The 12,161-nt window shown below is 39.5% G+C and carries 12 protein-coding genes and 1 riboswitch; of the genes, 4 read left to right on the plus strand and 8 right to left on the minus strand.

Annotation, left to right across the window (positions count from 1 at the left end):
• Positions 1 to 2 precede the first annotated feature (2 nt).
• The 4 genes from ACI3K6_RS18265 to ACI3K6_RS18280 form a co-directional block, all read right to left on the minus strand.
• Complete coding sequence (locus tag ACI3K6_RS18265) at positions 3 to 515, minus strand: NapC/NirT family cytochrome c (RefSeq protein ID WP_335474400.1); 513 nt, start codon at positions 513 to 515, stop codon at positions 3 to 5.
• 83 nt (positions 516 to 598) lie between these two features.
• Positions 599 to 1,402 (minus strand): hypothetical protein, encoded by an 804-nt coding sequence (locus ACI3K6_RS18270; protein ID WP_435555955.1) that lies wholly within the window; start codon positions 1,400 to 1,402, stop codon positions 599 to 601.
• A gap of 338 nt (positions 1,403 to 1,740) precedes the next feature.
• Positions 1,741 to 1,920 carry a glycogen biosynthesis protein GlgD gene (locus ACI3K6_RS18275; RefSeq protein WP_335474396.1) on the minus strand — a complete coding sequence of 60 codons (180 nt, stop codon included), beginning with the start codon at positions 1,918 to 1,920 and terminating at the stop codon, positions 1,741 to 1,743.
• Positions 1,921 to 1,932: 12 nt separating this feature from the next.
• Positions 1,933 to 2,193, minus strand: a complete 261-nt coding sequence (locus ACI3K6_RS18280; RefSeq protein WP_335474393.1) for a YtzC family protein — start codon at positions 2,191 to 2,193, stop codon at positions 1,933 to 1,935.
• A gap of 205 nt (positions 2,194 to 2,398) precedes the next feature.
• On the opposite strand from ACI3K6_RS18280, the gene mnmL reads away from it, so the two are divergent.
• Both mnmL and mnmM read left to right on the plus strand, forming a co-directional pair.
• On the plus strand, positions 2,399 to 3,346 hold the full coding sequence (gene mnmL / locus ACI3K6_RS18285; RefSeq protein WP_335474391.1) for a tRNA modification radical SAM protein MnmL/YtqA: 948 nt from the start codon (positions 2,399 to 2,401) through the stop codon (positions 3,344 to 3,346).
• A 16-nt stretch (positions 3,347 to 3,362) separates the two neighbouring features.
• Positions 3,363 to 3,935 (plus strand): tRNA 5-(aminomethyl)-2-thiouridylate-methyltransferase MnmM, encoded by a 573-nt coding sequence (gene mnmM, locus ACI3K6_RS18290; protein WP_435555956.1) that lies wholly within the window; start codon positions 3,363 to 3,365, stop codon positions 3,933 to 3,935.
• Between the two features lie 22 nt (positions 3,936 to 3,957).
• Here mnmM and ACI3K6_RS18295 read toward each other — a convergent pair whose 3' ends face one another.
• Positions 3,958 to 5,037, minus strand: a complete 1,080-nt coding sequence (locus ACI3K6_RS18295; RefSeq protein ID WP_435555957.1) for a tetraprenyl-beta-curcumene synthase family protein — start codon at positions 5,035 to 5,037, stop codon at positions 3,958 to 3,960.
• Between the two features lie 17 nt (positions 5,038 to 5,054).
• Positions 5,055 to 5,858: an alpha/beta hydrolase gene (locus ACI3K6_RS18300; protein WP_335474385.1), complete on the minus strand. Its 804-nt coding sequence runs from the start codon at positions 5,856 to 5,858 to the stop codon at positions 5,055 to 5,057.
• 168 nt (positions 5,859 to 6,026) lie between these two features.
• Here ACI3K6_RS18300 and ACI3K6_RS18305 point away from each other — a divergent pair, with 168 nt between their 5' ends.
• Positions 6,027 to 6,554 carry a gamma carbonic anhydrase gene (locus tag ACI3K6_RS18305; protein ID WP_335474383.1) on the plus strand — a complete coding sequence of 176 codons (528 nt, stop codon included), beginning with the start codon at positions 6,027 to 6,029 and terminating at the stop codon, positions 6,552 to 6,554.
• A 43-nt stretch (positions 6,555 to 6,597) separates the two neighbouring features.
• Here ACI3K6_RS18305 and asnB read toward each other — a convergent pair whose 3' ends face one another.
• Positions 6,598 to 8,502, minus strand: coding sequence for an asparagine synthase (glutamine-hydrolyzing) (asnB, locus tag ACI3K6_RS18310; RefSeq protein WP_435555958.1), 1,905 nt, complete (start codon positions 8,500 to 8,502; stop codon positions 6,598 to 6,600).
• Positions 8,503 to 8,730: 228 nt separating this feature from the next.
• Complete coding sequence (metK, locus tag ACI3K6_RS18315; protein ID WP_435555959.1) at positions 8,731 to 9,933, minus strand: methionine adenosyltransferase; 1,203 nt, start codon at positions 9,931 to 9,933, stop codon at positions 8,731 to 8,733.
• Positions 9,934 to 10,193: 260 nt separating this feature from the next.
• Positions 10,194 to 10,330, minus strand: a riboswitch (SAM riboswitch).
• A 234-nt stretch (positions 10,331 to 10,564) separates the two neighbouring features.
• Here metK and pckA point away from each other — a divergent pair.
• Complete coding sequence (pckA, locus tag ACI3K6_RS18320) at positions 10,565 to 12,148, plus strand: phosphoenolpyruvate carboxykinase (ATP) (RefSeq protein ID WP_335474376.1); 1,584 nt, start codon at positions 10,565 to 10,567, stop codon at positions 12,146 to 12,148.
• Positions 12,149 to 12,161: the final 13 nt, after the last annotated feature.

Raw genomic sequence — 12,161 nt, forward strand, 5'->3', positions numbered from 1 at the left:
TCTTAATATCCTCCCTTATTTTCTAATAACTCCCCTGATTTAGGCGGCTCATTAAAATGACTATCCTTAAAGCCTTTGCCGTGCGGTACAGTTTTGTGACAAGATGTACAGCTATCCTTCGCATCGTGCGAGATGTTTGTCAGCGTACTCTTATGACAGGAGATACAGTTATCATTCATAATGCTTTTCGTTCGTTCCGTTGCATGGATCTCTTGCGGAATCTTCTCTGTGCCAAGAGTGTTATAGTAAATATGAGTCATACCCGCACGACCTTTGAAAAATAACTTTCCCATTTCGCTCTTATGCGGTAAATGACAATCATTACACTGAAGTTCCGCGTGAGTAGAATCCATGAATGAAGTGTACTGAGACTGCATCGTATGGCAATTTTGACAGAAGCCCGGTGAATCAAGATAAGCCAGGGTTTTTACGGTTGAAAACGATAAAAACACGCCAATGAGAACTGCCAGCACTACTAAAAACTTTTTGTCAATTTTCAGCAGCTTTTTAAACATTTCTTCACCTCCCATAGATTTTGTTTTCTCTCTCTGTGTATGTATTAAAGTACTCTCGTACCCTAATCCCTTAATTAGGAAAACTAGTTCTTTCTTCTTTTTATCAAAACGGCCAGGGCTCCAATGGATAAGACACTAACCCCTCCAAATGCACCAATAGCAAGGTGATTAATCTGACTAACATTATTTCTTTTGTTCAAATTTTTTGATTGCTGCAGCTCCAGGACTGGTTTTGTTTCTAGCCGTTTATAGGTAAGTTTGAAGTTTTTTTCGGTGCCGTCTTTTACATTTTGGAAGTGATAAGCAAAGGATTTTTTTCCATCAGCATGACTTTTCTCCTCGGGTGCAGGTGTCAGCTTCCACTTTTTTGCTTGATCAGGTTGGGTAAAGTAAACATTGACCAAGCCAATATCGGCAAAACTGGTAAAATGGTAAGTCAGCGATTTATCGTCATGATTCACTTGTAAGCTATCTGTATAATACTCAATGACAAATTTGTAGCGTTCTTGAGGTGGGATTTCATTACTTGTTGTCCAGGAGATTGTTCCTTTTTCACGATCAATCGAATATTCAATTTCATTGGTTTTTGTCAAATCACTTGAATAGTCGGCCACATAACCAATCCGGAAATTTTTCTCCTTTATTGGCAGCGGTATTTCAATCAGCCCTTTCTGTGGCTGATCTGAATTGTTGACCATCGATCCTTGATAGCCGATTAACAGAGGGGCATGGTCCTTTTTTTTATCATTTGGATGGTAGGTATATTCTGGCATCACCTGAATCGAAAGTTCTTCCATGCCTAAGACATTGGAAGACTCTTCAGCAAAGCAGGCGGAAGGGCTTACAACAGCAAATAGGATTAAAAGAATATAGATTATTTTTTTCATACGTAATTCTCCCTAAAAAATAATGATGGATAAAATGTGAACACCTTCACATAAATTATGAAAAGGGTTAGGGAACCGCCAAATTGATCCGGTTCGCCTAACGGAAAAAGGGGTTTTTGAATGAGCTTTCGTAAAATCCTTACCCTATTTAAACCATGTAAAAGAATCCCATTCCGTGACCAAAATCACAAAGTGATAATCAGATTTTGCTAATATGTGAACAGAAATTTCCTGTATTTACAATTTGTATTTAGTGAGAAATTTAATTTTTAGGGATTAATTCCCACTTCTTAATAAAAAAATCTCCCAACAATTTGTTGAGAGATTTTTTGAAAAATTTATGAAGATTGATCTTTTTCTTGATGAAATTTCGATTTTACTGGTTGACCGCCGCTATTTTCATATTTCTTTTTAGACTGCTTTACTAAATCGATATCCTGCCCTAATTCAAGATCTTGATTATTAATGCCGTTTCTTGTTTTTTGTTCCGGGTTTTGTTGTTTGGATCGCTTTTTCAAAACGGTTTCCTCCTACCCTTCTAAAATCATACTGTTTTGAAGTTGCTGAATTTGAAGTCTCATACGATGAAGCTGATCTCGCTGTTGTGAATTCGCACTATGGGCTATTTTGCAAATATCCTGGTAGGTTTGCTCCAACCGCTGCAAAGCCTGAGTATAATCATCGTTATTGTAATGCTCTTGCATGCTGCTTTGCTTAAATTGCTCCTCCGCATAGCGAACCGTATCTTCTACCTGCTGCATTAAGTCTTCCATCGAATCTCGAGTAGCCATCTCATGGACCCCCTTCATGATGTTGAAATCTGCAAAATGAAGCGCACTGCTTCATTTCTTATTTTGTTCCGCACACTTTTTCCTATAACATCGATTCTTTAATAATTATTGGGAATTTTGCATGAAAGAATTACATTTGGATATGCATCATGCTTCATGTTAAAATAAACCTTATGCTTATTCTAATAAAGGAGGTTTTCTGAGAATGCTTCAGACTAAACCTTTTCCATATGCTTCTGATGACAAACGCTATCATACTTGGAATTATCATCTTCGCCAGCAATTTGGCCATAAGGTTTTTAAAATAGCTCTTGATGGCGGCTTTGATTGTCCAAACCGTGACGGTACAGTTGCCCATGGCGGCTGCACATTTTGCAGTGCAGCGGGGTCAGGTGATTATGCTGGCAATCGTGCAGAGTCCCTTGAAAAACAGTTCAGTGACATCAAAGAAAAGATGCATACCAAGTGGAAAGACGGCAAATATATGGCTTATTTCCAGGCCTTTACAAACACTCATGCACCTGTTGAGATCCTTAAAGAAAAATATGAAACAGTGTTAAAACAAGATGGGGTAGTGGGTCTGTCAATTGCCACTCGTCCTGATTGTCTCCCTGATGATGTTGTGGAATATTTGGCGGAATTAAATGAAAGAACCTATTTATGGGTGGAGCTTGGCCTACAAACTGTTCATGAACGAACGGCAATGTTAATTAACCGTGCCCATGATTTCCAATGCTATGTGGATGGGGTAAATAAGCTTAGAAAACACGGAATTCGGATTTGTTCGCACCTCATAAACGGTCTTCCGCTTGAAAACTACGACATGATGATGGAAACCGCACGTGAGGTTGCAAAATTAGATGTTCAAGGTATTAAAATCCACCTGCTTCACTTATTAAAGGGAACACCAATGGTTAAGCAATATGAAAAAGGCATGCTTGAGTTTCTCTCACAAGAGGACTATGTAAATTTAGTATGTGACCAACTCGAAATTTTACCACCTGAAATGATTGTGCACCGGATCACCGGGGATGGACCAATTGACCTGATGGTTGGCCCAATGTGGAGCGTAAACAAGTGGGAAGTTTTGAACGCCATTGATGCTGAGTTAAAAAGGCGTGACAGCTGGCAAGGAAAAAGGTATGTAAAGTAAAGGGGGAAATCAAACAATGAAGCTGGATCGAGTTCTTCCCTATGCTAAAATATTACTTGAAAAAGCAGTCAAACCGGGCGATGCGGTTGTAGATGCGACTATCGGAAATGGCTATGATACGGTTTACTTAGCGGATCTCGTTGGCGAAAATGGCCAAGTGTACGGGTTTGATGTTCAGGAACAGGCATTTATTACTACCCAAGATCGCTTAAAGCAATCTGGCTTACTAGACCGAGTAACGTTATTCCTTGATGGTCATGAAAAGGCAGCTAACCTTATTCCACCCATTCATCACGGAAGGATTAGCGGGGCCATTTTTAATCTTGGTTATCTTCCCGGCAGTGATAAATCGGTGGTAACTCAGCCGGAAACAACCATTGAAGCCATTAAGCAGCTGCTGCAGATTATGGCACCTGAAGGAATAATGGTGCTGGTGATCTACCACGGACATGATGAAGGTGCGGTTGAAAGAGATGCTTTGCTGCAATTTTGCCGCAGCTTGGACCAAAAAACGGCACATGTTCTTCAGTATCAATTTATCAATCAACAAAATAACCCGCCATTTATTGTGGCGATCGAAAAACGATAAAAACCAGGCTGTGGCCTGGTTTTTATTTCATCATTCTTAAAACAAAGGAAGGCACTGCCCTCTGAAAAGAACGATACATTAATCCGTTGAAGTAAAAGAAATAGCTAACCCAGCCGCCGGACTTAATAATTTTTTTCGCTAATTTTCTTACTTCTTTTTGTTTTCTTACCTTTGAATCCGATAGGTAAATCCCCAGCAGTCCACGGTTAATTAATCGATGAAATTGTTTGTGCGGAAGGAAATCGGTATGCTTGTCTGCTTCAGTCACAAAGTGCTTTAATCTGTTGAAGAGTGTTTCTTGATTTTTATAATAGGCACAAAAATTTAAATCCCCCCCAACAATATCTTCTTCTTGATCGATAAAATAGTCCAAAAGAATATGCAAACCTTGGATATAGGGAAAATATCCTTTCCGTATATTTTCGGCATCATCCGCTTTAAAATCGTTGCGGAAAGCATAAGAAACGAGGCAAAATATTCCCAATGTAGAGCCTGAACAAGCTGAAAACTCATACCATTCCATTTCGGGCAGTCCAGTTTGATAATCGCGAAACCACCTTTCCAAACGGGGCACCCGTTCTTCCAGCTTTACATGCTTGTGGATTTGCAAATCACAATAATAATGACAAAGCTCCAATAAATAATCCTTAATTATGTCATAATGTTCCAGCTCCTGCAGCAGGGAGCGACATGTACCTGATAACTCATTCAAATAACCGTTATCATCCTGATCCTCACGCAACCGGTAATAATTTTGGGGCTCAGCATCAATATTAAGTGCATCCTTCATGGATTCATGCAAAGCCGCAAAATCATCCGGATCGAGTGAAGTACTTCGGTCACATAAATTATCTAAATAATCACTAATTGTCTGATAGGCGACAATAAATTGGATTGCTTTTTTGTACTGATCATTGGCAGTAATCGCCAAAATGGAACCACCTTCACAATGAAAGGTTTTATGCTCAATACTTGCCAAAGCTTGTTTTCTTAGCTCTGGATTAGGAATTTGTGCAGCACGGCTTTTCCAATAAGCCAATTCTTTATGTGCTGCTGGAAGTATTTTTCGGTAAACCCTGGACATGAGGGTGAATGGCATCATGGCAAATAACACCCTTTCTACACAATATAGCCAATTGCTTTGAGCTGACTCATGACAAAATCCTTCGCGTATTCAAATACTTCTTCACGTTCAGGTTCATTAAAAATTTCATGATAGCATTTTGGCCATTCTTTAAATCTTTTTTCCGATAAAGGAACAAAATTAAACCATTCCCTTACTGGCACTTTATTTACAATCTTATCAGCTCCTGCTTGCATGACCAGCATAGGAACGTCCTTTGTATGTTCAATTTCCTGAAAGGCCTGTTTTATGGCCTCAACCAATTCACGATACCATCTAATGGAAACTTTTGTCACGTAAAGTGTATCGTTGGAGTCGGCTTCTCTGACTTCATCGTTTCTCGTTGCCATTTGCACGGTAAGCCCGGTATTCATTCTTAGCGAAGGAAAAACAATATTTAATAAATAAGATAACAGCTCGATTAATTTAGGCTGTTTATTAACCAAGCCTAAACATGGTGATGAAAGAATCACACCCGCTATATTTACATTCTCTTCCTGCAATAATCGAATGGAAATCAGCCCCCCCATGCTATGCCCTAATAAGAATACAGGGAGGTCATAACGATAAGCTGCCTGGATCCAGTCCTTTACCTCAATTATGTACTCATCAAATGAATCAATATGACCGCGGCGAGATCTAGTCGTCATCCCTTGTCCGGGAAGGTCAGCCATAATGACATGGAAGCCTGAAGAACGCCACATCTCAATCAACCAACCATAGCGGCGATGATGTTCCATGGCTCCGTGAACAATCACGATTACTCCTTTTGCTCCCCCTTCTGCTTCCCATTTCCACATGATTTTATCCCCCTAGACTCAATAATTACAGAGTTGATCATTTTTGTATTTTATCATATTTTAAAAAAGAATCCTTTAGTTTTCGACTTTGCTTACTGATATTTATTTTTGAAAAATGGTGTTAAAATTCGGTAAAATATAATTACTTTTTCTAAAGGAGCGAACACAATGATATATCCTTATAAGGGCATTTATCCAAAGATAGCCGACAGCGTGTTTATTGCAGATTATGCAACCATTACCGGTGACGTGGAAATTGGTGAGGAATCCAGCGTCTGGTTTAATTCCGTCATTAGAGGCGATGTTGCCCCAACCAAAATTGGTAAAAAGGTTAATATTCAAGATAATTCCATCCTACATCAAAGCCCCAATAACCCGCTGATTTTAGAAGATGAAGTGACTATTGGCCATCAAGTGATCCTGCACAGCTGTACCATTCGAAAAGGTGCCCTCATTGGCATGGGCTCTATTATACTTGACCAGGCTGAAATTGGCGAGGGCGCGTTTATTGGGGCAGGAAGTCTTGTCCCCCAAGGAAAAAAAATTCCTCCTAATACCTTAGCATTTGGCAGACCGGCAAAAGTTATGAGAGAAATCACTCCGGAAGATCGAAAAGACATGAACAGAATTACTAGAGAATATGCGGAAAAGGCCCAATTTTATAAGTCCTGCCAACAAAAAAATTCCGATAAATAAGGATATATAAAAAGCACCCAAAAATTTCTGGGTGCTTACTTTTTTAGTGTTGTACTGTTTCACGAACTTTATTTAGATCTTTTTCCAGTTGAAAGGAATAGACATTTTCAACATATATTTGATGCCAAACCATAAACATCAGCACAGTCCAGATTTTCCGGCTGTTATCAGCTTTATCTAGACAATGGTCATCAAGAAGCTTTAATAAATAGGCTTTATTAAGTAAATGATCAGTCTGACTTTCCCGAATGATATTTTTAGCCCACTCATTCATTTCTGCCTTCAACCAATGGCGAATTGGTACAGGGAAACCAAGTTTCTTCCGGTTCAGGACATGGTCCGGTACAATGCCTTCTGCGGCTTTGCGCAACACATACTTAGTGGTTCCATTTGCTGTTTTCAAACTGGTTGGAATTTTCGATGCTACCTCAAACACAGCTTTATCAAGGAAAGGTACACGAAGCTCCAATGAATGAGCCATCGTCATTTTATCAGCCTTCAGCAAAATGTCGCCGCGCATCCAAGTATGGATATCAATATATTGCATCCGGTCAACCGGATCGTACCCATTAGATTCAACATAAAGCGGTTTAGTGATATCCGTATATTTCAAGCCTTCACGATAAACGTTTAACAAGTCGCGCTTTTCCTCTTCTGTAAACATTTTGGCGTTCCCAATGTATCGTTCCTCCATTGGAGTTACACCACGCTCGATAAAGCTTTTTCCTTTTGTTCCTTCAGGCATCATATTGGCAATTCCCTTTAAGAGTACTTTGCCGATGCGAGGAATTTTATTGAACACTTCTAGAGATTGCGGCTCGCGATAAATATTATAACCGCCAAACAACTCATCTGCACCTTCTCCGGAAAGGACAACCGTTACATGCTTCCTTGCTTCACGTGCAACGAAATATAATGGAACACAAGCCGGATCTGCTAATGGGTCATCCATATGCCACATGATTTTTGGAATCTCATTCATGTATTCTTGCGGTGAAATCACATAGCTAATGTTTTCTACACCAAGCTTTTCAGCGGTCTCCTTTGCGACATCAATTTCACTGAAACCATTGTGCTCAAATCCGACTGAAAATGTCTTAATCGCTGGATGAAACTCCTTGGCGATAGAAGCTATAATCGAAGAATCAATCCCGCCTGAAAGGAATGAACCAACTGGCACATCGCTGCGCATATGCATTTTCACAGAATCAAACATGACGTCACGAATTTCTTTTATAAAATCTGCTTCCGCTTTGTCCACAGGCTTAAAGTGTGCTTTCCAATATCTGTTCATCTTCATAGGCTCGCCAATTTTTTTCGTAAAATAATGGCCAGGCTCAAGCTTTCTAATACCTTCAGATAAGGTATCAGGCTCAGGGACAAATTGATAAGTTAAATAGTGCTGTAAGGCATCATAGTTTAAAACATCATTTTCAAGTGCCAGTAAAATACTTTTTTTCTCAGAGCCAAAGAAAGTTCTTTCTCCATCCTCCATATAAAAGAAAGGTTTAATTCCAAACGGATCTCTGGCACCGTAAAGGGTTTGCTCCTGTTTATCCCAAATGACAAAACCGAACATACCGCGCAGCTTTTCCACTGCTTTTTCTTTTAAATGGCTGTATAACGCTATGATCACTTCTGTATCGGAGCTTGTGGAGAAGGTTAAGCCCTCTTTAAGCAATTCCTCACGCAACTCTACATAGTTATAAATCTCGCCATTAAAAATAATCCAATAACGCTCATTCTCATAGGTTAGCGGCTGATGACCGGATTCTATGTCAATGATACTTAAACGGCGGAACCCAAATTGAATATGTTCATCATAAAAAAAGCCATCATCATCCGGGCCCCGGTGCGTAATAATATCATTCATATTTGTAAATAATTGTTTTTGCTCGTCACTGTAATTTTGCGGTTTGTCGTGTACACAACCAATAAAACCACACATTATGTACCACCTACTCCATTTTTCTAAAAATCCATTTAAAACATACCATCTAATACTACCACTTTTTTATTAAAATGGCACTGTGAACAAAAGGAATTTATGGATATTCTCATTTTTTGCCTTCTAAAGACCTATTTAAACATTCTATTCAGGCCCTAGGAATCACTGAACAAAAAAAAACCAAATACAAAATGGGAGTTACACCGTTTAGGTAACTCCCATCCATCATTATCGATTTCCTGCTTGCTCTCGTAATGCTTCCGCTTTATCTGTACGCTCCCATGGAAGATCTACATCTGCACGGCCAAAGTGTCCGTAGGCAGCTGTTTGTTTATATATCGGGCGACGTAAATCTAACATTTTAATGATGCCAGCAGGGCGAAGGTCGAAGTTCGCGTTGACTAGATCTACTAATATATCCTCGTTCACTTTGCCGGTACCAAACGTATCAATCGAAATTGATACTGGACGAGCCACACCAATGGCATAAGCAAGCTGAACTTCACATTTTTCAGCCAGACCTGCTGCAACAATATTCTTCGCAACATAGCGTGCAGCATAAGCTGCGGAACGGTCAACCTTTGTAGGATCTTTTCCGGAGAAAGCACCACCGCCATGGCGAGCATATCCTCCATAAGTATCTACTATAATTTTACGGCCTGTTAAACCAGCATCCCCTTGAGGTCCACCGATAACAAAGCGTCCTGTAGGGTTAATAAAGTACTTCGTGTTTTCATCAATTAATTCTTTTGGAACAACCGGATTGATGACATGTTCCTTGATATTACGTTGAATCTGTTCAAGCGTAATTTCCGGGTGATGCTGAGTGGAAATAACGATCGTATCGATTCGAACCGGCTTATCATTTTCATCGTATTCAACTGTAACCTGAGTTTTTCCATCCGGGCGAAGATAAGGAAGAATATCCTCCTTACGAACTTCTGCCAAACGTCGGGCAAGCTTATGTGCAAGGGAAATTGGAAGCGGCATAAGCTCTTTTGTTTCGTTGCAGGCAAACCCAAACATTAACCCTTGGTCACCGGCACCGATTGCTTCAATTTCTTCTTCAGACATTAGACCTTCACGGGCTTCCAGGGCCTGATTGACACCCATGGCAATATCAGGGGACTGTTCATCAATAGAAGTTAATACTGCACAAGTTTCAGAATCAAAGCCATATTTAGCACGATTGTAACCAATCTCTTTAATCGTTTCACGGACAATTTTTGGAATATCTACATAAGTAGAAGTTGTAATTTCTCCGGCAACTAGCACTAAACCAGTTGTAACCGACGTTTCAGCCGCAACACGGGCGTTAGCATCCTTTGCTAGAATAGCATCTAAAATGGAATCAGAAATTTGGTCACAAATTTTATCAGGATGACCTTCAGTTACTGATTCAGAAGTAAACAAACGACGTTTTGTTGACAATCTGAATTCCTCCTATTTAATAAAATAAGTGAAGTTAATTGTGCGGGTATGAACATACCTGAACACGTAACCTCGGATTTGATACGGAACTCATCCCTTATAGTATGAAATAAACTCAAGTTTTTTATGAAAAACTACATAAAAACTCAGCTGAAAGTCTAAAGATGGTCATATAGTCTTATGTATGCTGCAAATTTTACCCAATAAAAAAACCTTTCCCAATGAGGAAAGGTTAATAGCAAAAGTTTGCGTTCCTTTCACTCTTATCGTTCAAGGACAAGCCTTGCAACAGGTTGAGCACCTTTGCATCGAATTTGAGATGAAATATCTCCATTTACATCGACTGCAGGTTGCTGGGTTTCATAGGGCCTGTCCCTCCACCAGCTCGGGATAAGAGAGTATCCGTTCAAATCAAAATCATAACACACCAAAGAATAAAGTCAATGGATTTTTAAGAAACTTTCTATAAATCATACATATCTCTTACTAGATTTCCATTCAAAATATTTAGTAAAATTATAAAATGGTACCTAATTTTATCAATTAGTATAGACTATTTATTTAAATATGTTATACTAATTATTATTAATATTACAAATATCAAAATTAAAATAAAGGAAGGTCTCATTAAATGAATTCTGTTCATGTCCCAAATGAATTAAAGCAGTTTCTGGAGGAAAGCCAGGCACATGTCCAATTATCCGTGCCGCAGTTAGTCGAGAAAATTTTGAGCCGAAACGAAGGATCCTTAACTGCATCGGGTGCAATTACGGTCTCTACAGGAAAGTATACAGGCCGTTCACCTCAAGATAAATTTACTGTATTTGAGCCATCAACTAAAGATAAAATCGCTTGGGGATCATTGAATCAACCGATTTCAGAAGAGGTATTTACTAAACTTTATCACAAAGTAATAGAATACTTAAAGCAAAAAGAAATTTTTGTGTTTAAGGGCTTTGCTGGTGCTGATAAAAAGTCACGGTTACCGATTCAAGTCATCAATGAATTAGCATGGCATAATTTATTTGCCCATCAATTGTTCATCCGTCCAACTGAAGAGGAACTATTAACCCATGACTCGGAATTTACGGTGATTTCTGCCCCTTCCTTTAAAGCGGACCCAGCAGTTGACGGTACAAATTCAGAAACGTTTATTATTATTTCATTTGAACAGCGCATTGTGTTAATCGGCGGAACAGAATATGCTGGTGAAATGAAAAAATCAATTTTCTCTGTCATGAATTACTTATTGCCAGAAAACCATATCTTTTCCATGCATTGCTCGGCAAATGTGGGGCTTGAAGGGGATGTTGCCTTATTCTTCGGCTTATCCGGAACAGGGAAAACGACGCTTTCCGCTGATCCGAATCGCCGCCTAATTGGTGACGATGAGCATGGCTGGTCATCCAACGGGGTCTTCAATATTGAAGGCGGTTGCTATGCAAAATGTATCAACTTAAGTAGAGAGAAAGAACCGCAAATCTTTGATGCCATCCGTTTTGGTACAGTCCTTGAAAATGTGGTGATTAATCAAGAATCAAGAATTCCTGATTATGATGATGGAACATTAACAGAAAACACACGCGCAGCTTATCCTATTGATGCAATCGATAATATCGTACAGCCTAGCGTTGCAGGCCACCCAAATACGATTGTATTCCTAACAGCAGATGCTTTTGGAGTACTACCTCCGATTTCAAAATTAACAAAAGAACAAGCCATGTATCATTTCTTGAGCGGTTATACATCAAAGCTTGCTGGAACTGAGCGCGGAATTACTTCACCACAGGCAACCTTCTCCACATGCTTTGGTTCACCATTCCTACCTCTACCGGCACAGAGATATGCCGAAATGTTGGGTGAGAAAATTTTAGAACACAATGTTAATGTCTTCCTGGTCAATACAGGCTGGACTGGCGGCGAATATGGTGTCGGTAACCGTATGAAGCTTGCTTACACAAGAGCTATGATTCAAGCAGCCCTTGAAGGTGAATTAAATAATGTGGAAACAGTGCAGGATGACATTTTCGGATTGAATATTCCACTTCATATTGCTGGTGTTCCGGACGAAGTACTCCTACCATCGAAGACATGGCTAGATGCAAATGCCTATAAAGAAAAAGCCAAAGAATTAGCTGGCAAATTCCGTGACAACTTTAAAAAATTCGAAAACATCGATCCTAAAGTGGAAGAGCTTGGCGGACCGATTGCGTAATAACTACAAAAAA

Source organism: Neobacillus solisequens (assembly GCF_051233465.1).
Lineage (GTDB): Bacteria > Bacillota > Bacilli > Bacillales > Cytobacillaceae > Neobacillus.

Bases quoted from the DNA above. Each gene is read 5' to 3' on its own strand.
- ACI3K6_RS18265 (WP_335474400.1), bottom strand. From the start codon at position 515: ATGTTTAAAAAGCTGCTGAAAATTGACAAAAAGTTTTTAGTAGTGCTG.
- ACI3K6_RS18270 (WP_435555955.1), bottom strand. From the start codon at position 1,402: ATGAAAAAAATAATCTATATTCTTTTAATCCTATTTGCTGTTGTAAGC.
- ACI3K6_RS18280 (WP_335474393.1), bottom strand. From the start codon at position 2,193: ATGGCTACTCGAGATTCGATGGAAGACTTAATGCAGCAGGTAGAAGAT.
- mnmL (WP_335474391.1), top strand. From the start codon at position 2,399: ATGCTTCAGACTAAACCTTTTCCATATGCTTCTGATGACAAACGCTAT.
- mnmM (WP_435555956.1), top strand. From the start codon at position 3,363: ATGAAGCTGGATCGAGTTCTTCCCTATGCTAAAATATTACTTGAAAAA.
- ACI3K6_RS18295 (WP_435555957.1), bottom strand. From the start codon at position 5,037: ATGATGCCATTCACCCTCATGTCCAGGGTTTACCGAAAAATACTTCCA.
- ACI3K6_RS18300 (WP_335474385.1), bottom strand. From the start codon at position 5,858: ATGTGGAAATGGGAAGCAGAAGGGGGAGCAAAAGGAGTAATCGTGATT.
- ACI3K6_RS18305 (WP_335474383.1), top strand. From the start codon at position 6,027: ATGATATATCCTTATAAGGGCATTTATCCAAAGATAGCCGACAGCGTG.
- asnB (WP_435555958.1), bottom strand. From the start codon at position 8,502: ATGTGTGGTTTTATTGGTTGTGTACACGACAAACCGCAAAATTACAGT.
- pckA (WP_335474376.1), top strand. From the start codon at position 10,565: ATGAATTCTGTTCATGTCCCAAATGAATTAAAGCAGTTTCTGGAGGAA.